This window comes from Desulfuromonas soudanensis (assembly GCF_001278055.1).
GTDB lineage: Bacteria > Desulfobacterota > Desulfuromonadia > Desulfuromonadales > WTL > Deferrimonas > Deferrimonas soudanensis.
On sequence record NZ_CP010802.1, the window covers coordinates 2,498,404 to 2,520,252 of the forward strand.

The 21,849-nt window shown below is 62.4% G+C and carries 17 protein-coding genes; 6 read left to right on the top strand and 11 right to left on the bottom strand.

Annotation, left to right across the window (positions count from 1 at the left end):
- Together DSOUD_RS11240 and lon are read right to left on the bottom strand one after the other, a co-directional pair.
- Positions 1-1,491: a M16 family metallopeptidase gene (locus DSOUD_RS11240; protein WP_053551100.1), complete on the bottom strand. Its 1,491-nt coding sequence runs from the start codon at positions 1,489-1,491 to the stop codon at positions 1-3.
- Positions 1,492-1,710: 219 nt separating this feature from the next.
- On the bottom strand, positions 1,711-4,095 hold the full coding sequence (lon, locus tag DSOUD_RS11245; protein ID WP_082351233.1) for an endopeptidase La: 2,385 nt from the start codon (positions 4,093-4,095) through the stop codon (positions 1,711-1,713).
- A 342-nt stretch (positions 4,096-4,437) separates the two neighbouring features.
- Here lon and pfkA point away from each other — a divergent pair, with 342 nt between their 5' ends.
- Positions 4,438-5,406 carry a 6-phosphofructokinase gene (gene pfkA, locus DSOUD_RS11250; RefSeq protein ID WP_053551101.1) on the top strand — a complete coding sequence of 323 codons (969 nt, stop codon included), beginning with the start codon at positions 4,438-4,440 and terminating at the stop codon, positions 5,404-5,406.
- 21 nt (positions 5,407-5,427) lie between these two features.
- On the opposite strand, the gene DSOUD_RS11255 is transcribed toward pfkA, so the two are convergent.
- The 6 genes from DSOUD_RS11255 to DSOUD_RS11280 form a co-directional block, all read right to left on the bottom strand.
- Positions 5,428-5,631, bottom strand: coding sequence for a hypothetical protein (locus tag DSOUD_RS11255; RefSeq protein ID WP_053551102.1), 204 nt, complete (start codon positions 5,629-5,631; stop codon positions 5,428-5,430).
- Positions 5,632-6,178: 547 nt separating this feature from the next.
- Positions 6,179-6,622 carry a PEP-CTERM sorting domain-containing protein gene (locus tag DSOUD_RS11260; RefSeq protein ID WP_053551103.1) on the bottom strand — a complete coding sequence of 148 codons (444 nt, stop codon included), beginning with the start codon at positions 6,620-6,622 and terminating at the stop codon, positions 6,179-6,181.
- A 213-nt stretch (positions 6,623-6,835) separates the two neighbouring features.
- A complete protein-coding gene (hypF, locus tag DSOUD_RS11265) occupies positions 6,836-9,124 on the bottom strand; it encodes a carbamoyltransferase HypF (RefSeq protein WP_053551104.1) in 2,289 nt (762 codons plus the stop codon).
- A gap of 209 nt (positions 9,125-9,333) precedes the next feature.
- On the bottom strand, positions 9,334-11,076 hold the full coding sequence (locus tag DSOUD_RS11270) for an SLC13 family permease (protein ID WP_053551105.1): 1,743 nt from the start codon (positions 11,074-11,076) through the stop codon (positions 9,334-9,336).
- Between the two features lie 327 nt (positions 11,077-11,403).
- Positions 11,404-12,792, bottom strand: a complete 1,389-nt coding sequence (locus tag DSOUD_RS11275; RefSeq protein WP_053551106.1) for a sigma-54-dependent transcriptional regulator — start codon at positions 12,790-12,792, stop codon at positions 11,404-11,406.
- A gap of 176 nt (positions 12,793-12,968) precedes the next feature.
- Positions 12,969-15,470 carry a PAS domain-containing sensor histidine kinase gene (locus tag DSOUD_RS11280; protein ID WP_053551107.1) on the bottom strand — a complete coding sequence of 834 codons (2,502 nt, stop codon included), beginning with the start codon at positions 15,468-15,470 and terminating at the stop codon, positions 12,969-12,971.
- Here DSOUD_RS11280 and DSOUD_RS19010 point away from each other — a divergent pair.
- Positions 15,469-15,603, top strand: a complete 135-nt coding sequence (locus tag DSOUD_RS19010; protein ID WP_269745839.1) for a hypothetical protein — start codon at positions 15,469-15,471, stop codon at positions 15,601-15,603. The two genes, DSOUD_RS11280 and DSOUD_RS19010, sit on opposite strands and share 2 nt — an antisense overlap.
- Here DSOUD_RS19010 and DSOUD_RS11285 read toward each other — a convergent pair.
- The 3 genes from DSOUD_RS11285 to DSOUD_RS11295 all read right to left on the bottom strand — a co-directional run bounded on the left by DSOUD_RS11285 (position 15,600) and on the right by DSOUD_RS11295 (position 18,621).
- Complete coding sequence (locus tag DSOUD_RS11285; protein WP_053551108.1) at positions 15,600-15,836, bottom strand: hypothetical protein; 237 nt, start codon at positions 15,834-15,836, stop codon at positions 15,600-15,602. The two genes, DSOUD_RS19010 and DSOUD_RS11285, sit on opposite strands and share 4 nt — an antisense overlap.
- 239 nt (positions 15,837-16,075) lie before the next feature.
- Complete coding sequence (locus tag DSOUD_RS11290; protein WP_053551109.1) at positions 16,076-17,044, bottom strand: polyprenyl synthetase family protein; 969 nt, start codon at positions 17,042-17,044, stop codon at positions 16,076-16,078.
- A 35-nt stretch (positions 17,045-17,079) separates the two neighbouring features.
- Positions 17,080-18,621, bottom strand: coding sequence for a sensor histidine kinase (locus DSOUD_RS11295; RefSeq protein WP_053551110.1), 1,542 nt, complete (start codon positions 18,619-18,621; stop codon positions 17,080-17,082).
- 240 nt (positions 18,622-18,861) lie between these two features.
- On the opposite strand from DSOUD_RS11295, the gene DSOUD_RS11300 reads away from it, so the two are divergent.
- From DSOUD_RS11300 to DSOUD_RS18500, 4 genes are read left to right on the top strand one after another with little or no spacing between them, the layout of a single operon-like run.
- Positions 18,862-20,268 (top strand): cbb3-type cytochrome c oxidase subunit I, encoded by a 1,407-nt coding sequence (locus tag DSOUD_RS11300; protein ID WP_053551111.1) that lies wholly within the window; start codon positions 18,862-18,864, stop codon positions 20,266-20,268.
- Between the two features lie 19 nt (positions 20,269-20,287).
- On the top strand, positions 20,288-21,151 hold the full coding sequence (locus DSOUD_RS11305) for a cbb3-type cytochrome c oxidase subunit II (protein ID WP_053551112.1): 864 nt from the start codon (positions 20,288-20,290) through the stop codon (positions 21,149-21,151).
- Complete coding sequence (locus tag DSOUD_RS17945; protein ID WP_082351235.1) at positions 21,152-21,292, top strand: cbb3-type cytochrome c oxidase subunit 3; 141 nt, start codon at positions 21,152-21,154, stop codon at positions 21,290-21,292.
- A 20-nt stretch (positions 21,293-21,312) separates the two neighbouring features.
- Entirely contained in the window at positions 21,313-21,807 is a 495-nt protein-coding gene (locus tag DSOUD_RS18500; protein WP_157671849.1) for a cytochrome c, read from the top strand.
- Positions 21,808-21,849: the final 42 nt, after the last annotated feature.

The following is a 21,849-nucleotide window of genomic DNA, read 5'->3' on the forward strand; positions in this document are numbered from 1 at the left end:
TCAGTCCTCTTCCTTGTCGAGAATCGCCACGGTCCGGTTGCGGGGAACGAGCCAGAGACGGGCGGTCTCCATGATCTCGGCGGCGGTCATGGAGGCGATTTCCTGATCGTAGCCGACGAGATAGCGCCAGTTTCCGGCGACGCTCTGGTAATAGCTCAGCATCCGGGCGAGCCCGCTGTTCCCCTTGAGGTAGCGCAAGCGGTCGACGCGCAGGCGGTTGCGCGCCTGCTCGAGTTCTTCATCGCTCACCGGCTCCTTCGCCAGGCGCTCCAGTTCGGCATAGATCGCCTCTTCGACCTCGGCCAGGGTGTGGGGATGGCGGGGGGTGGCGGACACCACAAAGAGGTTGGGATAGCGGGAACCGGGAGCCGAGTAGGTGGAGACGGAAGCGGCGAGCCCCTTTTCCACCACCAGGGCGCGGTAGAGCCGTGAAGTGCGCCCCTGGGAGAGAATCTGGTCGATGACATCGAAGACGTAGTCGGCGCGCTCCGGCAGCGTCGGCTTGTGAAAGGCGATGGCCAGCTGCGGCTCGGCGTCGAACTGGATATGAATCCGCTTCTCTCCCTTCTGCGGCGGTTCGACGGCGGTGACCCTCGGCACCGGCTCCCCGGCGGGGAGGGTGCCGAAATAGTCCTCGACCAGGGAGACGGCCGCCGCGGTGTCGAGGTCCCCGACCAGGGTGATCACGGTGTTGACCGGGGCGTAGTATTTGTGGAGAAAACCCCGGGTCTCTTTCAGGGAGAGATTCTCGATATCCGACATCCAGCCGATGATCGGATTGCGGTAGGGATGGACGGTAAAGGCGGCGGCCAGCAGGTTTTCGTAGAGGAGGCCGTCGGGCTCGCTCTCGTAGGAGCGGCGCCGCTCCTCCATGATCACGTTGCGCTCGGTGTAAAATTCGCGCAGCACCGCGTTCTTCATCCGGTCCGATTCGAGGGAGGCCCAGAGTTCGAGTTTGTTGGCCGGCAGGGATATCAGGTAGGTGGTGAGGTCTTTGCTGGTATAGGCGTTGTAGCCGACCCCGCCGTTTTCCGAATAGATGCGGGAGAATTCGTCCTTGACCACATACCGGCTGTGCTCCTGCTGAAGGCGCGCCAGTTCCTTTTCAAGTTCGGCGATCTTCTGCGGGTCGGCCGGCGCTTGACGCAGCTGGGCGTCGAGGGCTTCGCCGACCTCCTCGATGGCGTCAAGAAGGGGTTTTTCCCTGGCAAAATCCTTCGTCCCGAGGGTCTCGGTCCCCTTGAAGAGCATGTGCTCGAGAAGGTGGGCGACCCCCCGGGTCTCGCTCGTTTCGTTGACCGAGCCGACGCCGAAGGTGATATAGGCGGCAAAGGTGGGGGATTCGTGGCGCTCGACGACAAGGAGGCGCAGGCCGTTGGCAAAGGTGTGTTCATACACCTTCTCCTCGAGGGGCTGGGCAAAGGCGGTGCCGGCCCAGAGAAGGGAGAGGACCAGAACGGGAAGCCCCCGGCGAAAGAAAAAACGGAACATGAAAACGACTCCTTAAAAAAGGGACTCTTGCCCTCCCCTTCCGCGGCCGTTTCGACCAGGGTGAGCAGCCGCCCGGAGAGATCGGCCACATTATCATAAAGGGCCGGAACCTGCAAAAATTCCCCGATGAAATCAACTCTCCCCAGTTTTCATTTCTGTATTCTGTATTCTATTTTCTGCCTTCAGTTTTCTCCCTTTTCCCTTCTCCCTTCTCCCTTTTCACAGAGCAGCACTCCCGGGAACCGCCCCCCGCCCGGCGAAATCCCCCATCGCGCGGTTGGGACGGCCGGGGAGAAGCGTCGCCTCCACCACCTCCTGCAGGGTGTCGACGAAAATGATCGTCATCTGCGCGCGGGTCTCTTCGTCGAGATCGCGTAGATTCTCCCGATTGCGTTCCGGCAGAAGGACCGTGGTGACGCCGGCGCGGCGGGCGGCCAGGACTTTTTCCTTGATGCCGCCGATGGGGAGAATCCGTCCCGAGAGGGTCAGCTCTCCCGTCAGCGCCACGTTTCGCCGCGCCGGGCGCTGGCTGAGGAGGGAAATCAGGGCGGTGGCGATGGTGATCCCCGCCGAGGGGCCGTCCTTGGGAATGGCCCCCGAGGGGACATGAATGTGCAGATCGCTTTTCTCGAAAAAATCCGCCTCGATGGCGAATTCCACAGCATGGGCCCGGACGTAGGAGAGGGCGGTCCGGGCCGATTCCTGCATCACCTCGCCGAGGCTGCCGGTGAGGTGGAGATCCTTCTTGCCGACCATGCGCGAAGCCTCGACGAAGATGATGTCGCCGCCGGCCTCCGTCCAGGCCAGGCCGGTGACGACTCCGATGCGGTCCTCTTCCGAGGCGACGTCGCTGAAGAACTTTCGCGGCCCGAGCATCTCTTCGACGGCCGCCGGAGTGACCAGGAGGCGGGGGGGGCGCTTCTGGGCCACATCCCGGGCGATTTTGCGGCAGATGGAGGCGATCTGCCGCTCGACCCCCCGCACCCCCGCTTCCCGGGTATAGTCCTTGATGATTTTTCGCATGGCTCCTTCCTCGAAGGAGACTCCCGCGGCTTCGAGGCCGTTTTCCTCCACTTCCTTGGGGATCAGGTAGCGGAAGGCGATCTTGAGCTTCTCCTCGTCGCTGTAGCCGGCCAGACGAATGACCTCCATCCGGTCCTTGAGGGGAGGGGGAACGGGGTCGAGGATATTGGCGGTGGTGATGAACATGACCCGGGAGAGGTCGAAGGGGACGTCGAGGTAATGATCGGTAAAGGTGTCGTTCTGCTCCGGGTCGAGAATCTCGAGGAGGGCCGAGGCGGGATCGCCGCGAAAATCCTGGCCGATCTTGTCGACCTCGTCGAGCATGAAGACCGGATTGCTGGACTCGGCCCGGCAGATTTCCTGAATGATCCGTCCCGGGAGGGCGCCGATGTAGGTGCGCCGGTGGCCGCGGATCTCCGCTTCGTCCTTCATCCCGCCGAGGGAGATACGAATGAACTTGCGCCCCATGGCGCGGGCGATGGAACGCCCCAGGGACGTCTTGCCGACCCCGGGGGGTCCGACGAAGCAGAGGATCGGCCCCTTGGTCGTCTTGCGCAGGGAACGGACGGCCAGATACTCGAGAATCCTCTCCTTGACCTCCGCAAGGTCATAATGGTCCTCGTCGAGAATGACCTCGGCCCGGCCGATGTCGAGGTGATCCTCCGTGCCGCGGTTCCAGGGGACGGTGCACAGGTATTCGAGATAGGTGCGGGCCACCGTGTGTTCCGGGGACGAGGGGTTGATCCGCTCGAGACGGGCCAGCTCCTTTTCGGCGACAGCGCGCACCCCCTCGGGCATCTCCGCCTGGCGGATGCGGCGGTGCAATTCGTTGATTTCCGATTGCCGCGGATCCTCGTCGCCGAGTTCCTCCTGAATCTGCTTCATCTGTTCCCGCAGCAGATATTCCTTTTGCGTGCGCCCCAGGCGCTTGGCGACCTCGGACTGCACCTCCCCCCGCACCTGGAGTTTCTGTACCTCGCCGGTCAGGAGAAGGTAGACCTCCTTGAGACGCTCCAGGGGATCGAGGAGCTCCAGGAGGTGCTGCTGCTCCTTCATCCCCAGGTTGAGATAGACCGCGACCAGGTCGGCAAGGCGCCCGGAATCCTCGATCTGGTCGATCATCTTGACCACGTCCCCCGGCAGGGGACGGCCGTAGGCGAGGGCGATCTTGAGCAGGGCGTTGACGCTCTGCACCAGCGCCTCGGTCACCAGACCGCGGCTGTCGACCTCCGAGACCGTTTCGATCCGGGCCAGAATGCAGGGGAATCGCTGGGCCGCGCCGAGAAGGCGGGCGCGTTGCAGCCCCTCCACCACCACCTTCCCTCCCCCTTCGGGGAAGCGCAGCACCTGGTTGATGCGGCAGACGGTGCCGATGCGCGACAGGCCCTCCCAGGGACAGGGCTCTTTGCCTTCCAGGCAGGCTGCCAGAACCAGCAGTTGATCCCCCTGCAGGGCCGCGTCGATGATTTCCATCCCCTCCCTGGCCACGAAGAGGGGCAAAACCATGTGCGGAAACATGACCTGTTCCCGCATGGGATAGACAGGAACGACGGATAAGTTCGGCGGTTCCTTGGTAAACATCTCGCTCTCCTGCCAGGGTCAGTCGCGAAAACCTTTTTTTTGGCCACCAAGGCACCAAGACACAAAGGTAAAACCTCTTTGTTTAAACAGTTTTTCTTGGTGGCTTGGTGCCTTGGTGGCAAATTCGAGCGATTGACAGTTTCATTTAGATTCATCACTCAGGCTGCGAGAGGAATCTTTTCGAACTTTCCAAGATTAGAATAACAGTGGCGGGAGGGGTGTCAAGACCGCTAAAAATGGGCTTTGACAATGGGCGCACCGGGTGGTTTACTCCAGGGACAGGACTGCCGCCGGGCGCGAGGATCTCCCTCGACCCGATGCGACGAGGGAAAAGGGAGAGCCGTGAAACGAATTGCCGTATTGACCAGCGGGGGAGACTGCTCGGGAATGAATGCCACTATCCGGGCGGTGGTGCGGGCGGCCCTGGTGGCCAACCTGGAGGTGATCGGATTTCAGAAGGGGTATCATGGCCTGCTGATGCCGGAGAGCCACCATGAAACCCTGACCACCCGTTCGGTCAGCGGCATCCTGCAGCGGGGCGGAACCTTTCTGCAGAGTGCCCGCGAAAAGCGGATGGTGGAAAAAGAAGGGCAGCTTCTGGCCGCCGGAAACCTCAAGGGACTCGGCGTCGACGGGCTGATCGTCATCGGCGGCGACGGCTCGCTGCGCGGCGCCGAAGCACTGCACCGCCTGGGGATACGCACCATGGGCATACCGGCATCCATCGACAACGACATTCCCTTTACCGACATGTCCCTCGGGGTCGACACGGCCCTCAACAACATCATTTACGCCGTCGACTGTCTCAAGGACACGGCCTCCTCCCACGACCGCACCTTCGTCGTCGAAACCATGGGCCGCAACTGCGGTTACCTGGCCGTCGCCTCGGCTCTGGCCTGCGGCGCCGAGTACGCTCTGATCCCCGAAACCCCTTACGATCTCGCCGAAATCTGCCGCAACCTGCGGCGGCGTTTCAGCGAAGGGCGCGACAATTCCATTATCATGGTCGCCGAAGGGACGGCCTCCGCCCAGCAGATCGCCGACCGGATCAAGGACAGCATCGGCTTCGAAACCCGCATCATGGTCCTCGGTCACTATCAGCGCGGCGGGTCCCCCTCGGCCTTCGACCGCATCCTCGGCGCCCGCTACGGCGTCGCCGCCGTGGAGGCTCTGCAAGCCGGCGAATCGGGGAAGATGATCGGCCTTTCCTGCGGAGAAATGAAACTGACCCCCCTGGAGAAGGTTTTTGCCGTCGGCCGCCGCCCCATCGAGGAGATGATGCTCAAGCTGGCCAGGACCCTGGGGATCTGATCGGGGGTCCGCCTCGCCCCCTCAACCCTCCTTGAATTCTTCGTTATAGGGGACAAACACCCCGGCATCGGTGATACACCCCTCTCCGTCGGGGCGGATCAAGAGATAGATCCATCCCCCCGGCACGCGCAACACGTCCACCCCCGGGTGGACATTGCGGTCCTCGTGCAATCCGAGGTGATGAAGGGCCTTTCCCCGGTTTTTCAACTTTTCTCCCTGTGACATGGAAACCTCCTGCAATAAAACGCCTCCAACCCGGCAGGCCATGGGCGGATTTTGCTCCGCATCGACAATGCTTACAAGAGCAACAGGGGTGCCAAGACACATAACATCCCACAGGTCCTTGTTTTTACAACGATTTTTACCACTTGTCGGCGCATAAATTTCACACCGGAGGGGTAACCCCGATGGGGAATCCGCCCCTTCTCCTACGACAAACCTCCTTTTAATCAGCCTTTTCCGATGGATTAACCATCGGCGGCGGTGAAACAAAAGTTACCCCCCTCCCCCACTGGATCCGACCCTTTCCTGCCACAAAAAAACCCCCGCTGCTGCGGGGGTTTTTCGTTCATAAAACAGGCTATAACCCGTACTGGCCGACAACTGGAGATCGCAGAGGGAAGAGAGAGAACGCTGAGAAAGTCCAGTCTTAAGGTTAAACCCAACCAAGCTTTTCGGTTCTGCCCCTGCCCTTCTCCGCGTTCTCCTGTTCTTCTCCGCGCTCTCTGCGTTGAAGCTTTAATCTTTAATTCTCAACGCCCGTTCGCAGTGCTCACTTTTTGCTCCGCTGCCGGCGGGCGATGCCGAGTCCGACCAGTCCGGCACCGAGAAGGAGGAAAGTGGAGGGTTCCGGAACGGGCGCTCCGTTGTCGGTGTCGGGGGGAAGCTCGCCGTTCACCGGGATAAAGATGTCCCCTTCTTCGACAATAGCCACCGTCAGGAAGACGCCGTCCAGAAGGCGCGCCAGGGTGCCTGCCCCCAGGGTGAAGGTCGTGGAATGCCATTGGTCGCTGTATCCGGTTTCAATAATCGTCAGCGGCACGGCTTCGGCGACGGTGCTTAAGGCCGGGGGCGTGATATTCAGCGACCCTGCGAAGAATGTCCCGCTCGGTCCGAATCCAGCCCCGAAGGGGTCGACGATCATCAGGGCATGAGCCGCCGATGTCACCCCGACGAGCATGAGAACAATAACGAATAACCCGAATATTCTTTTCATGACGCCTCCTCTTCCTGAAATGTTTTGCCTGCGCGGTTACCGGCTCCTCCTTCGAGAAATATTCCAAAGCCGGATTTCCCTTTTCCAGGATCCTGAACCTGTTGCCCTGATAGAGAGCATAAAGAGTGCCACAACATTAAAATATTGTTTTTGTTGAATTTTTAGACTGAGGGTTGGGCAGGAGGAAGAGATGTAAAGAATTTCGACAGGAGACTAGGAGGCCGAGCGGCCGGCGACAACGGCCTGGCCGAGGGCGATGCCGCCGTCGTTGGGTGGGACGAGGGAGTGGGTGAGGACGGTAAATTCCCCCTTCTCCAGGCGGGAAATGGTCTTTTCCGTCAGGTAACGGTTCTGGAAGACCCCTCCCGAGAGGGCGACGCAGGAGAGGCCGGACTCCTGTCGGATGAGGAGGCAGACCGCGGATATCACCGCCGCCAGGGTGTTGTGGAAACGGGCGCTGATGCGGGAAACGGCAACGCCTGCCATGAGATCGTCGACGATGCCGCGGATCAGGGGGGCGGGATCGACCAGGATGCGGTCGCCGGCGCCGCCGAGGGGAGAGGGGTAGATTCCGTTGTCGACCGTATCGCCGATAGCCATCTCCAGTTCGAGGGCGGCCTGTCCTTCGTAACTGACCCTCAACCGTACCCCGACCAGGGCCGCCACGGCATCGAAGAGCCGTCCGCAGCTCGACGTCAGGGGGGCGTTGATCCCCTTTTCGATCATCTGCAGGTAAATCTTCAGATCCCGCGGCGAAATCCCGTCGAGCACCGGCAGGGAGGGGAGATCGGCGCCGTAAGCGTGCTGCAGGGCGCTCACCGCCATGCGCAGCGGCTCGGCCGTGGCGGCGTCGCCGCCGGGCATGGCCAGGGGGACGAAGTGCCCGGCGCGCCGATAGCCGTCGGCTCCGCCGACGAGAAATTCCCCCCCCCAGAGGGTGCCGTCGGCGCCGTAGCCGATGCCGTCGAAGATCACCCCGATGGCCGTGCCGCCGAAACCGTTCTCGGCCAGACAGCTCACCAGGTGGGCGTGGTGATGCTGCACCGCGACCAGGCGCACGCCGCCGAGCCCTTCGGCGTAGCGGCTCGAATAGTAGTCGGGATGGAGGTCGTGGGCGACGATGGCCGGCTGCAGCTCGAGAATCGTCCCGAGATGGGCGATGGTCCTCTCGAAGGAGGCGAACACTTCGGGGTTCTTCAGGTCGCCGATATGCTGGCTGAGAAAGGCCCTGTCGCCGCGGGTGAAGCAGACGGCGCTCTTGATCTCGGCCCCCAGGGCGAGAACCTGCACCTGGGGAGCGGCCAGGGCGATCCCCCGCGGGACATAACCGCGGGAGCGCCGCAAGAGCAGGGCCCTGCCGGCCAGGATCCGGGCGATGGAATCGTCGGTCCCGGTGAAAATCTCCCGGTCGTGACTCAGATAGGCGTCGGCGATCCCCTTAAGGCGCGTCTCGGCCTCGCCGTCGCCAGAGGCGATCGGTTCGTCGGAGAGGTTGGCACTGGTCATCACCAGGGCCGGGAACTCTTCGAGGAGCAGAAAGTGGAGGGGGGTGTAGGGGAGCATGATCCCGAAGTAACCGTTCCCCGGAGCGATCAGGGGCGAGAGGGTATGACCCGGTTTCTTTCGCAACAGGACGATGGGACGCTCGCTCCCTGTCAGCAGCCACTCTTCCAGGGGATCGAAATCGGCCAGGCGGGCCGCGTCCTCTAGAGAGCGGGCCATCAGAGCGAAGGGCTTTTCGTCCCGGGCCTTGCGCCGCCGCAGTTCAGATACCGCCCGGTCGTTGGCGGCGTCGACCACCAGGTGGTAGCCGCCGAGCCCCTTGACGGCGAGGATCGCCCCGCCCTGCAGCAGGGCCACCGACTCCGCCAGCGGCTCTCCAGCGATTCCGTCCCCCGCCCCGTTCTTCAATTGCAGACGCGGCCCGCAGACCGGGCAGGCGTTGGGCTGGGCGTGAAAACGGCGCGAGGCGGGGTCCCGGTACTCGGCGCTGCACGCAGGACACATGGGGAAGGGGGCCATGGTGGTGTTGGGTCGGTCGTAGGGGATACCGGTGACGATGGTGTAGCGGGGGCCGCAGTTGGTGCAGTTGATGAACGGGTAACGATACCGGCGGTCCAGGGGGTCGGAGAGCTCGGCGAGGCAGTCGGGGCAGACCCAGCTGTCCGGAGCGATCTGGGCCGTTTTCGGCCCGTCGCCGGCGCTGCTGCGGATGGAAAAACCCCTCTCCCCCCGCGGGGGGATATGGATGATTTCACAGCGGGAGATGGAGGCCAGGGGGGGCAGCTCGCTCTGCAGGGCGGCGACGAAGGAGGCCAGGGACGCCCCCTCCCCTTCGACCTCGACGGTCACGCCGGAACTGTCGTTCAAAACCCAGCCGTCCACCCCGCTGCGAAGGGCGAGCTGGTAGACAAAGGGGCGGAAGCCGACCCCCTGCACGATCCCTTCGATGACAATGCGTTTTCGCTGCAACTTGCACTCCTTTTTCTGGAAACAGAACATAGAAAATAGAATACAGAATATAGAATATAGAAGACAGCTGAAAAAGCGGTTTTCCCTTCCCTCTCCTTCTGTATTCCTCCTTCTACCTTCTGTATTCTATATTCTGTATTCTACATTCTTCCTAAAAAAAACGCCCCGCTCCGGAGGAGGGTCCGGGCGGGGCAAGGGGCCCTGGGGGAGCAGGGCCAAGGAGAAACGGTTGCGGACGGCTACTTGACGACCATCGTCGCCCAGGCGGGGATTTCGTTGAGGACCACGTCGAAGACCGGGATGACCAGGGCATAGGTCAAAACCGTGACCAGGACGATGCCGAGGACGTTGAGGCCGAAGCCGCTCTTCACCATCTGCGGGATCGTCACGTACCCGGAGCCGAAGACGATGGCGTTGGGGGGGGTGGCCACCGGGAGCATGAAGGCGCAGGAGGCGGCGATGGCCGCCGGAATCACCAGCAGCAGAGGGTTCTGGCCGAGGCCGATGGCGACCGCCGAAAGGATCGGCATGACCATGGCGGCGGTGGCGGTATTGGACGTCAGCTCGGTGAGGAAGATGATCAGGGTGGTCACGGCGATCACCAGGACGAGGATCGGGGCATGCTCGAGGAGGGTGACCTGGCTGCCGACCCATTCGGCGAGCTTGGTGACCTTGAAGCCGTCGGCCATGGCGAGGCCGCCGCCGAAGAGAATGAGCACCCCCCAGGGCATCTTCGAGGCCCAGTGCCAGTCCATGACGAAGGTGTTCTTTTTCATGTTCACCGGGATCAGGAAGAGGACGAGGGCCCCGGTCATGCCGATGGCGGCGTCGGTGACCAGTTTCGGATCGGGAAAGAGAAAACTGATCTGGGCGCGAAAGATCCAGGCCAGGGCGGTCAGGCCGAAAACCAGGGCCGTCCAGCGCTCACCGGTGTTCATGCTCCCCATCGCCCGCAGTTCTTCGTTGATCAGGGCGCGGCCGCCCGGGACCTTCTTGAGTTTCATGGGGTTGGCAAAACGGGTCAGCCACAGCCAGGTCAGGGGGAGGAGGATGACCACCAGGGGGACACCGACGAGCATCCACCTGGCAAAGGTGATCTCGTAGCCGTAGGTCTTCTGCAGGTACCCGGCAAGAACAGTGTTGGGCGGTGTGCCGATGAGGGTGGCGATGCCGCCGATGGAGGCGGCGTAGGCGATCCCGAGCATGAGGTTGAGGCCGAAGGCGAACTTGTCCGGGGAAAAATCGATCTCCTTGTCGAGGCCTTCCTTTTTTCCCTCCTCGATGACGTGGGCGATGATCGCCAGACCGATCGGCATCATCATGACGGCGGTGGCGGTGTTGGAGACGAAGGCGGAGAGGACGGCGGTTGCCGCCATGAACCCGAAGATCAGCCGGCTCGGAGAGAAGCCGACGATTCTGACGATGTTCATGGCGATGCGCCGGTGGAGGTTCCAGCGCTGCATCGCCAGGGCGAGGATGAACCCCCCCATGAAGAGGAAGATCAGATGACTGGCGTAGGGTGCCGTCGCCTTGCTGGTATGCATGATCCCCATCAGGGGAAAGAGGGTGATGGGGAGAAGGCTGGTGGCGGGGATGGGAATCGACTCGCACATCCACCAGCAGGCCATCAGCAGAGCCACCGCGGCCATTTTCTGGGCGGCTGGCTCCATCCCGGCGGGAGTGGGGATGAGGAGCATCAGGGAAAAAAGGACGGGACCGAGAACGAGACCGATCTTCTGCCGGGTAGTGTACTCCCGCGGTTCCCCTTCCTCGACGCCGCCGGGGCCGGAGGTGACGCGGCGGGTGTGCTCCGCCGGGGACTCCTCCATCTCGTCGGCCAGGTCGACTTCATGCTCCTGCCTGCCGTTACTGAAGGCCAGATGCCTGCCAAGCCCCTTGAGAAGAGCCCGGGGACTGAAGAGGACCAGCCCTTTGGTTTCGTCGTGCATTTTCCAGAGGCGATTCCATACTGAAGCCATCATCGTTTACAGACTCCTTCGGTCAGGGATTTTAAGTTTCGACCTGATTTGACGAGACACCTTTTCACTTTTAGCAACACAGGTGCCAAGCCTGGATAGAGCGACCCCGACGGCGAAGTACATTCCGTATAATTCTTATCGTTTTCGGTGACTTGTCGTGTACACAAAAAAACCGAATTTAAAATTCCGTTATAAAATCATTCCCGGTTCCGGCCGGGCGGACAAAGAAAAAGCGGCCGATTTTGGCCGCTTTAATAAAGGATCGGATGCCGGGCGGGGATAGACGGCCCCTGGCGGCCCTGGCGGAAATCGGCCACTGCCGCCAGGGGCTCAATCGACGCCGGAGAGCTGGTATTTTTCCATTTTGTAGCGCAACGTTCCCCGGGGAACGTTGAGCAGACGGGCCGTTTTGGCCACATTTCCGCCGGTGATTTTCGCCGCCTGGGCGATCAACTCCTTTTCCAGCTGTTCGACCGTCGCCTCGAGGAGAATCCCCTCCGGGGGAATCTCGAAGGAAATGAGGCTCTCCCGGGGAGCGATCTCGCCGCGAATCTCCCGGGGGAGGACATCGGGACGAATGACGTCTCCCTGGTTCATGATGCAGATCCTCTCCACCACGTTGCGCAGCTCGCGGACGTTTCCCGGCCAGGCATAGCGCGTCAGCAGATCCAGGGCTTCCCGGGAAATCTCCCGGATGTGCTTGTTGAATTCCCGATTGAAGCGCTGCAGGAAGGAGTGCAGGAGCGGCGGGATATCCGGGCGCCGCTCCCGCAGCGGCGGCACATGGATGGGGAAGACGTTGAGGCGGTAGTAGAGATCCTCACGGAAGACCTTCTCCTCGATCGCCTCCTTGAGATTGCGGTTGGTGGCGGCGATCACCCGCACATCGATGTCGATATTGCGGATGCCGCCGAGCCTGCGGATCTTGCGATCCTCGAGGACCCGCAACAGCTTGACCTGCAGCCCGAGATCCATCTCGCCGATTTCGTCGAGGAAGATCGTCCCGCCGCCGGCCTCTTCGAAGAGGCCGATCTTGCGGGTCTTGGCATCGGTGAAGGCGCCGCGCTCATGGCCGAAGAGCTCCGACTCGAGGAGGTTGAAGGGGAGCGATCCGCAGTTGATCTCGATGAAGGGCCGGTCCCGGCGGGGAGAGAGGTTGTGGATGCCGCGGGCCACCAGCTCCTTGCCGGTTCCGCTCTCGCCGGTGATGATCACCGTCGAGGTCTCGTGCTTGGCGACCTCCCGCACCTGCCGAAAGACATCGAGGAGTTCGGGGCTCGAGCCGACCATGTCGCCGGTCCCCGACAGGTCACCCTCCTTGGTCTTGCGCCGCAGGCTCCGCACCTCGCGGCGCAGATTCTGGGTCTCCAGGGCCAGGCGGACGATAAGGCGGATGGCGTCGGCCTTGAAGGGCTTTTTGATGTAGTCGTAGGCCCCCATTTTCAGGGCCTCGACGGCGCTCTCGACGGTGCCGTAGCCGGTGATGATGATCACCAGCACCTCGGGGTCGACCTCCCTCAGTTCGCGCAGGACGTCGAGACCGCTCTTGCCGGCCAGATTGAGGTCGAGAAGGACGAGGTCGACATCCTCCTCGCCGACCTGGCGCACCGCTTCGTCGCCGCTTTCGGTGGAGATGGGGCGATAGCCGTCCTCGGTCAGTATCCGCTCGAGGTTTTCACGGATGAATGCCTCGTCATCGACGATCAGGATTTTGTCCATAACTACTCCGGTCCCCTTCCGCAGCAGGGGGGAAGGGGAACAAACGTTTTTTTTAATACTTGTCGTAGACCCGTTCATACTAGGGAGGGGGGGCGGTAAAGGCAATAAAAAAATGGTGGATTTTCGCCACCTGCGGCGCGGCTCGAAAGGAGGGGGAGGCGAAAAAAGAAGGGAGGTCAGGAGGGTGTGCCGGGGAACCAGAGGAGAAAGGTGCTCCCCTGGCCGGGATGGCTGCGGACCTCGATCCGACCGCCATGGTCGGAGACGATGTTGTGGGTGATGGCCAGACCGAGGCCGGTCCCCTCCCCCTTGCTGGTGTAGAAGGGCTCGAAGACCAGGGGGATGCGGTCGGCGGGGATACCGACGCCGGTATCGGAAACGACGATCTGCACCCCCCCCTGTTCGTTGTGCGCCTCGACGCGCAGGAGGCCGCCGCCGGGCATGGCGTCGATGGCGTTGGTCAGGAGATTGAGAAAGGCCTGCTTGAGCTTGGCGGAATCGAGCTGCATCGCCTGAAGATCCCCGGCCACCGTCTCTTCGAGGACGATTCCGGCATTCTGGCACTGCTTCTTGACCAGGAAGAGGATATCCCGCAGCACCCCCCCCACATCCCCCTTTTCGAGACGGGCCTGGGGGCGGGAGGCAAAATTGAGGAGTTCGTTGACCAGCCCTTCGAGACGCTCCATCTCGCCGAGAGCCCTGCGGATCAGGTCCTGGTCGCCGGACTGGCCGAGGAGGCGGTCGTGCAGTTCGTCGAGCAGGAGACTGACCCCGGTGAGGGGGTTGCGGATCTCGTGAGCCAGCCCCGCCGATAGCCGCCCCAGGGAGGCCAGGCGCTCCATCCGGGCGATCCGATGGCGCATCCCCGTCCGTTCGGTCAGATCCTCCACGGTGACGATGCGGCCGCCGCCGTTGCCGAAGACCAGGGGGAAGGTCGCCAGGCGGAAGGTCTGGCTCTTCCCCTGCCGTTCGAGTTCCACGTAGCGGCTCCACGGCGTTTCCTGGGGCGCGGCGATGCTTTCCTGGAGTGCTCCGAGGATTTCCGGCCAGGCGGAGAGGAGGTCGTCGACGGGGATCACCCCGTCCCGGGGGAGGAGATCGAGAAGGCGCTGCGCCGGCCCGTTGACCGAAGTCACCCCCCCCTCCTCGTCGAGGGTGAGAATTCCGGTCTCGATGTTTTCGACGATGGTTTCCTTGAAGTTGCGCTCCCGCAGAATGTCCTGGCGGGAACGGCGCAGGTCCTTGAGGGTCTTGAGGAGACGTTCCCGGCGCAGGACGAGTTCACGGGCCATGGCGTTGAAGGAGGCGGCGAGCTCGCCGACCTCGTCCTGGGACGTCACCGGCACCGGAGTCGCCAGGTGGCCGCGGGCCATCGCCTTCGTCCCTTCGATGAGGCGCGTCAGGGGGTCGACGATCCCCCCCGCCAGATGCCAGGCGACCATGAAGACCAGGAGGCCGGTGACGGTGATCAGCATCCAGGTTTCGCTGACGAAACGGGTGAACTGGCGGCGGATGACCGCCGAGGTTTCCGCCGCCGGCTTGTGAAAGACCCGGACTTCGGCGCCGATGGTGACGCCGCCGAAGAAACCGTGGCGGCCGTATTCACCCGAGGCGAAGGGGATCGGCGCATAGGCCATGATCTTGCGCGAGCCGCCGACGTTGGTGACGTCCACCACCCCGCTGCGCCCCTCGAGCACGGCTTCGGCGACCAGAGGGTAATTGGGATGAATGAAACCCGCCTGATAGAGGTTGTAGGGGATGTTTCCCAGTCGGATGTCCTCTTCGCTCGATCCGGCCCGATAGGGGGGAACCAGGCGCCCGGAGCGGTCGAGGCCGCGGATGTCCCAGTATTTGGGGTGGGCGATCATCCACCCCTCGTCGTCGAACATGAAGGCGTAGTTGCCGCTGCCGTAGGAGGGGAAGACGACGTAGCGCTCGGCGGTGGGGAGGATGTGCTGGGTGAATTCCATCAGATGGCGATGATCGAGGGAGAGAACGACGACCCCCTGAAGGGTGCCGGCGGGGTCCCGGACCGGGGCGGCAAAGCGCACCACCCCGCGGTAGATCCCCCCCTCGACCGCTTCCTCGGGGGTTCCGGCGCCGCGCAGCTGCTCTTGACGGTTGACGTGCCAGCCGGTGACACGGGAAACATGGATCTCCCCCGGGGGGAGATTGCGGGCCTTGAGAAAATAATCTTCGCTGAGGTAGGTGGTGTTGGCCGGGATCGAGACGTCCCGCAGGGGGGGGCGGGTCTCCCCCTCGACAATCCGCAGCCGTTCCCGCCCGTCGGCGCCGACAAAAGCGAGTTCGCTGTAGAGGGGAAGCATCTCCTTCTGTTCCACGGGATGCCGGTTGGTGCCGCCGCGGGACCAGACCTGGCGACGGTGACCGTCCCTGAATACCTGCCATGCGTCCCGATCCGGAGGAAGGAGAACCAGGTCGTGGAGGTCGTTTTCCACCGCGGCGAGAAAATCGCTCACCTCTTTGGCCACCATCTCGGCCCGCAACGCCAGGGCCTCGGCCGCTTGCTCGTTGAGAGCCTCGGCAGCGCCGTCGCGCAGCAGTGTTTCCACCGAACGGAGGCTGCGGTGGGAATTTGCCGCCAGCAGCATCAGGGGAACAAGGGAAAGAAACAGGAAGGCGTAGAGAACCTTCTTCTGGAGATTGAGAGCGGCCATGGGGGATTATAGCAGGAGGTGGCAGGAAGAAGGAAGAAGGAAGAAGGAAGAAGGAAGAAGGAAGAAGGAAGAAGGAAGGAGGAAGAAGGAAGAAGGGAGAAGGGAGAAGGGAGAAGGGAGAAGGAAAGGTTAACGCTCGGACCGGAAATTGCGCAGGAGCTGCCGGGAATTGACGGCCAGCGGCAGGAGGCGCTGATGCTTGGCCAGAACCTCTTCGAGAGTGGGGCCGTCGTTGACGATCACGTCCTCGGCGGAAAAAGCCGTCCGGGCCACATGGCTGCCGTCGGGGCGGCTGTAGACGCAGACCGGGTAGTCCTGGCCGCCGAAGTGATAAACCGATTGATGCACCAGGATATCGGCACTCATGAAATGCTCGCAAGGGACAGGTATTGATTTGCCCGGGCCGGGACTCGGACCCGGCTCCGGAGGGAGACGCTTGTTGTTTTAGCAAATTCCGGGCCAAGGAGCATGCTTTGCACCGGATTGCGGAAAAAGACCAGTAATTTCAGTTCTTTCCCAAAAAAAATCCGCCGGTCAGTCGACCGGCGGATGCTGAATGAGCCTGAAGGTTCAGTTAAAAGGCTGTCATCTTCGGGAGGAATGGCTCACTTCCGGCGCCTGACCACGTAATCGGCGACCGCAAAGAGGGCCTCCTTGGCCGGCCCGTCGGGAAAGGAGATCAGGTGTCCCTTGGCCCGATCGATCAGGGTCTGGGCCCGGTTCCGGGTATATTCGATGCCGTTATGGGCCTCGATGAGGGCGACCACCTCGGCGACGTCACCCTCTTCGAGTTCGTCCTGCTCGATGATCTCGGCGACCCGGGACCGCTCCTCGGCACTGCAGCGGCGCAGGGTTTCGATGAGCGGTAGGGTCATCTTCCCTTCGGAGAGATCGTGCCCCCGGACCTTGCCGAACTCGGACTCCTCGGCCACGTAGTCGAGGGCATCATCCATGAACTGGAAGGCGATCCCCAGTTCCATGCCGAATTCGTGAAGGGCGGCCTGTTCCTCCTCGCCGATTCTGCCGAGAATCCCGCCGCACTGGCAGGCAGCGGCGATCAGGACCGCGGTCTTGGTCCGGACCACGGTGATATAACGTTCTTCGTCGAGATCGACATCGCAGGTGCTGATCAACTGCAGCACCTCCCCTTCGGCCATCATCGTCGTGGCATCGGAGAGGACCTGAAGAATCTTCAGATCGCCATTGCGGACCATGATGGAGAAGGATTTTGCGAAGAGGAAATCGCCGACCAGAACCGAAGCCTCGTTCCCCCAGACGGCGTTGGCCGAGGCATTCCCCCGGCGCAGCACGGCGCTGTCGACGACATCGTCGTGCAGCAACGTGGCGGTATGAATGAATTCGACGACGCTGGCCAGACCGATATGGTTCTCGCCGCCATACCCCACCAGACGGGCACAGAGAAGAAGGAGCATGGGCCGGACGCGCTTGCCGCCGCTGGCCAGAACATATTCTCCGACCTTGCGGATCAGCGCCACCTCCGAATCGAGATCGCGCCGGAACTGGGCCTCAACCTTGAGGAGATCTTCCTTCAGTAATTCCAGTGCATTTTCCATGGGGGGTTCACCGTCCTCGGGGTAGGAAATCCTGCCTATCCTAAAGAATCAACGGGACCCTTGTCAAAACAATTTTCCTTCGTCGCCAGGGGAAGACCCAATCGAAACAGCGCTCCTCCGGAGTCCGACGTCTCGGCACGGAGGGTTCCGCCATGAGCCTCCGCCAGTTTGCGGCAGAGGGAGAGGCCGAGGCCGGTCCCCTCGCCGCTCCCCTTGGTGGAGAAAAAGGGGTCGAAAACCCGCTCCAGAAGTTCGGCGGGGACCCCCGGACCGCTGTCGGACACCAGGACCACCCCCTCTTTTCCGTCGCGGCGGATTTCCACGGTCAGGGTCCCCTTCCCCGCCATCGCCTGGGCGGCATTGAGGAAGAGGTCGACCAGCACCTGGCGCAGCTGGTCGGCATCGCCGACGATCGGCGGCAGCGCCGGCCCCTTGTCCAGGCGCAGTACGATCTCCCGGAAGAGTTTCTGCGGCCGCAGGGAAGCCAGGGTCCCCTCGACCAGGGGCGCGAGCTGCAACGGTTCGGTGCGGGGCGGAGCCGTCCGGGCAAAACCGAGAAGGCCGCCGGTGATCCGCTTGCAGCGCTTGCACTCGTCGATGATCGCCTGGACGTCGTCGCGGCGGGGATCGCCTTCGGCGAGGTCCTCCCGGAGGAGTTCGGCATAGCCGAGAATGATGCCGACGGGATTGTCGATCTCATGGGAAACACCGGCGGCCAGTTGGCCGATGGCGGCGAGGCGCTCGGCCCGGATCAGCTGTTCCTGCATGGTCCGCAGCTCGCTGTTGGCGTCCGAGAGGGCGCGGTTCTTTTCCGTCAGTTGATGCTGACTGACGGCCAGGCTTTCGGCCATTTCGTTGAAGGCCCGGGCGAGGGAGCCGATCTCGTCCCCCCGGGGGGTGGCGATCCGCGTCTGCAGGTCACCCTGGGCAATCGCCCGGGCGCCGACGGTCAACTCCTTGATCGGCCGGGTGACCCGCCGCGCCGCCAGGGCCACCAGGAGCAGGGAAGAGAGGACGGCCAGGATCGCGATGCGGAGGAAGTGCTGACGCACCTCCGCCAGGCGGATGTCGACGGAATCATAGGAGATCAGGTAACGCACGGCGAGGATTCGGGCGCCGCTCGGCGAGAAGGCCGGGGTCACCAGATCGAGAATGCGCCCCCCCCCGGGGAGGCTCAGGGTCCGGGTGGTGGTTTGATCGCTGAGCATCCGCTCCGGGGCGATTTCCTCCTCCGACCCGGTCAGAGTCCGGGTCGAAAAGGATCCGAAACCGGGGGAGCGGTAGAGCAATCGTCCATTCGGGGAGTAGATGGACACCTGGATCAGGTCGGCGTTGACAGCGAGAAAATCGTTCACTTCCTGAATGGTGGTCCCGTCGGCCTGCGGGGAAAAGGAGCCGCGGAAGAGCTTGAGGAGTTCGGGGGTGGCAAAACGGACGAAGGAGATGCTCTGGGCGCGGAGGTGTTCCTCCCACTGCCGCGACTGGCTGCGTTCCAGGACCAGAAAGGTCACCAGCAGCAGGAGGACGAGGATGCCGCTGGTATAGAGAAAAAGTTTTTTGCCCAGGGTGATCTGCATGGGGAGCCATCCGGCGGGGAGGGGTGATCGGAATCCGCACCACGCGGACAGGGGCATGATAGAGGAGCGGTGCAAGGAGTGTCAAGGCGCGCACCTGCCGCTGGACGTTTTTCAATGTTGACAATTGCCCATCCTGCGGCTAGTTTAATCACCACTTTGGTCAGCAATGCAAGGCTTGACTTTGCCTTCGGGTCACCTAAACTTGGCCTGGGCTTTTTCCAAATTGTTACAGGAGGTTACATGGACAAACCGGTTTACAACCACGCCATCGTCCGCAGCTTCGTTGCCTGGAGCGTCGTCTGGGGGCTGGTGGCCGTTCTGGTCGGAGTGATCGTCTCTTTCCAGATGGTCCTTCCGGAACTCAACTTCCCCCCCTACCTCACCTTCGGCCGGCTGCGGCCGATCCACACCAACGCCGGGATCTACGGCTGGGGGGTGGGGACCATCTTCGCCATGTTCCTCTACATCGTCCAGCGCCTCTGCCGGGTCCCCCTGTGGAGCGACAAGCTGGCCACCTTCCAGCTCTGGTTCTTCAATATCACCATCGCCGCCTCGGCGGTGACTCTCCTCCTCGGCTACACCACCTCCAAGGAATACCACGAGATGGAATGGCCGATCGATGTCATGGTCGTCATCCTCTGGGTGGCCTTTTCCATCAACATCATCATGACCATCGTCAAACGCAAAGAGGAGCAGATGTACATCTCCCTCTGGTACATGCTCGCCTCCATCGTCGGCGTGGCGATCCTCTATCTGGTCAACTCGGCGGCCGTTCCCGTCTCCCTCTTCAAGTCCTACTCGGCCTTTGCCGGAACCAACGACGCCAACGTCCAGTGGTGGTTCGGGCACAACGCCGTCGCCATGGCCCTGACGGCGCCGCCGCTGGCCATGTTCTACTACTTTCTCCCCAAGTCGACGGGGGTCCCGATCTACAGCCACCGGTTGTCGATCATCTCCTTCTGGAGCCTGATCTTCATGTACCTCTGGACCGGCGCCCACCACCTCCTCTGGACGCCGGTTCCCGACTGGATCCAGACCCTGGCCATGGCGTTTTCGGTGATGCTCATCGCTCCGTCCTGGGGGAGCGTCTTCAACGGCTATCTGTCAATGAACGGCCAGTGGCATCAGATGCGCGAGAACTATCTGGTCAAATTCCTGATTCTCGGCATCACCTTCTACGGCCTGCAGACGTTGCAGGGACCGATGCAGGCCATCCGCTCCTTCTCCGCCTTCATCCACTACACCGACTGGATCCCCGGACACATCCACATGGGGACCCTCGGCTGGGTTTCTCTCATCGCCTTTGCCGGGATCTACTACCTCCTGCCGCGCATCTACGGGCGGGAGGTCTACAGCATCCCCCTGGCCAACCTCCACTTCTGGCTCGTCCTCATCGGCCAGCTGATCTACTCGGTCAGCCTGTGGATCGCCGGGGTACAGCAGGCCGGCATGTGGCACTCCATGGAGAATGACGGCAGCCTGACCTATTCCTTCATGGAAACGATGATCGAAATGTATCCGTACTGGTGGGCCCGGGCCGTCGGCGGGGTCATTTACCTGCTCGGTCTCGGCGTCTTCATCTACAACCTGATTCTGACGGTTCGCAAGGGGAAACCCTCCGACGATGCCGTCGGCCAAACTGCCTAAAGAGGGAGGAACCGAAGCCATGTGGGAGAAAAAACCGTTCCTCTTTCTGATTCTGGCCACCGCCGCCATGCTGGTCGGCACCATCATTACCATGGTCCTCCCCTTCGTCTGGGTCAACACCGAGGCCGATCGCATCGCCTCCGTCTCCCCCTACACGCCCTTGGAGCAGGAGGGGCGCGACATCTACATCCGCGAAGGGTGCAACAACTGCCATACCCAGACCGTCCGACCGCTGGTCGCCGAAGTCCTTCGCTACGGGGAATATTCCAAGTCCGGAGAATTCGCCTACGACCGCCCCTTTCTCTGGGGATCGAAGCGCACCGGCCCTGATCTGGCGCGGATCGGCGGCAAATACCCCGACGCCTGGCACACCCAGCACATGGCGGCGCCGACGGCCATGATCCCCCGTTCCAACATGCCGGCCTACGCCTTTCTCGGCGAGAGGAGCCTCGATACCGGACATACCCGCCGGAAGATGGAAGTTCTCGGCTTCCCCTGTACGGACGAGGAGATCGCCGGGTTGCAGGGGAAAAACGAGCTGGACGCCGTGGTCGCCTACCTGCAGAAACTCGGCAGCGACATCCCCTGGCGCCAGGCGGCGCAGACACGGGTGGTCGGCGAACTGACCAACCCCTATCTGGGAGACTCCTCCGTCATCGCCGAGGGAGAAGGTCTCTACGACCAGCACTGCGCCGTCTGTCACGGCAAGGACCTGGCAGGCGACATCGGCCCCGACATCCAGGATCTCGACATGGCGGATGCCGAGCTCTATCAAATCCTCTACAATGGTCTTCCCGAGGGGGGGATGCCGGCCTTCGACTCCCTCGGCTCGACCCGGGTCTGGAAACTCGTCAACTACCTCAAATATCAGAAGAGGCACTAAATGGACTGGGCTTCGGTACTCTATCTCGGCTTTACTTTCGGGCTCTTGGTCGTCTTTGCGGTGATCGTCATCCGCACATACAACCGCAAGCGTAAAGCCCGACTGGAAGAGCCCAAGCACCGCATGCTCGAAGACGATTGAATCAAGGGGAGGAAACCTTTATGTCCATGCTCGAGGAACACCAGCACAAGCACCCGGTCCACGAATTCGACGGCATCATCGAGAACCGGGCCAACAGACCGCCGGCTTATTTTGCCGTCCTCTTTTACGGCCTGATCGTCTGGGGTGTCATCTTCTGCGCCTATTACCTTCTCTCCGGCTGGAGCTCCAGCGGCGAATTCGAGGAGAAGATGGCGGCCCACCAGCAACAGGCCGGATCGGCTCCCGTTGCCGCGGCGGCCCCGGCGACGGCGCTGGAGGAGGCCGAAAACGGCAAGGAACTCTTCGCCAGCCACTGCGCCATGTGCCATGGCGCCGAAGGGGAGGGAGGGATCGGCCCCGATCTCACCTCGGGAAGCTTCAAGTACGGCCGCGATGCCGCCGATATTGCCGAATCGATCCGCAACGGCCGCCCCCGGGGGATGCCCGCCTTCGGCAGCCAGTTCAAGGCCGCCGAGATCGATAGCCTGACGGACTTTGTCCTCTCCCTGAAGTAGATGCAAGCCCTGGGGGCCAGCGAATAACGACTTCTGGAGAGG

Bases quoted from the DNA above. Each gene is read 5' to 3' on its own strand.
- DSOUD_RS11240 (WP_053551100.1), bottom strand. From the start codon at position 1,491: ATGTTCCGTTTTTTCTTTCGCCGGGGGCTTCCCGTTCTGGTCCTCTCC.
- lon (WP_082351233.1), bottom strand. From the start codon at position 4,095: ATGTTTACCAAGGAACCGCCGAACTTATCCGTCGTTCCTGTCTATCCC.
- DSOUD_RS11255 (WP_053551102.1), bottom strand. From the start codon at position 5,631: ATGTCACAGGGAGAAAAGTTGAAAAACCGGGGAAAGGCCCTTCATCAC.
- DSOUD_RS11260 (WP_053551103.1), bottom strand. From the start codon at position 6,622: ATGAAAAGAATATTCGGGTTATTCGTTATTGTTCTCATGCTCGTCGGG.
- hypF (WP_053551104.1), bottom strand. From the start codon at position 9,124: ATGTTCTGTTTCCAGAAAAAGGAGTGCAAGTTGCAGCGAAAACGCATT.
- DSOUD_RS11270 (WP_053551105.1), bottom strand. From the start codon at position 11,076: ATGATGGCTTCAGTATGGAATCGCCTCTGGAAAATGCACGACGAAACC.
- DSOUD_RS11275 (WP_053551106.1), bottom strand. From the start codon at position 12,792: ATGGACAAAATCCTGATCGTCGATGACGAGGCATTCATCCGTGAAAAC.
- DSOUD_RS19010 (WP_269745839.1), top strand. From the start codon at position 15,469: ATGGGGGATTATAGCAGGAGGTGGCAGGAAGAAGGAAGAAGGAAGAAG.
- DSOUD_RS11280 (WP_053551107.1), bottom strand. From the start codon at position 15,470: ATGGCCGCTCTCAATCTCCAGAAGAAGGTTCTCTACGCCTTCCTGTTT.
- DSOUD_RS11285 (WP_053551108.1), bottom strand. From the start codon at position 15,836: ATGAGTGCCGATATCCTGGTGCATCAATCGGTTTATCACTTCGGCGGC.
- DSOUD_RS11290 (WP_053551109.1), bottom strand. From the start codon at position 17,044: ATGGAAAATGCACTGGAATTACTGAAGGAAGATCTCCTCAAGGTTGAG.
- DSOUD_RS11295 (WP_053551110.1), bottom strand. From the start codon at position 18,621: ATGCAGATCACCCTGGGCAAAAAACTTTTTCTCTATACCAGCGGCATC.
- DSOUD_RS11300 (WP_053551111.1), top strand. From the start codon at position 18,862: ATGGACAAACCGGTTTACAACCACGCCATCGTCCGCAGCTTCGTTGCC.
- DSOUD_RS11305 (WP_053551112.1), top strand. From the start codon at position 20,288: ATGTGGGAGAAAAAACCGTTCCTCTTTCTGATTCTGGCCACCGCCGCC.
- DSOUD_RS17945 (WP_082351235.1), top strand. From the start codon at position 21,152: ATGGACTGGGCTTCGGTACTCTATCTCGGCTTTACTTTCGGGCTCTTG.
- DSOUD_RS18500 (WP_157671849.1), top strand. From the start codon at position 21,313: ATGTCCATGCTCGAGGAACACCAGCACAAGCACCCGGTCCACGAATTC.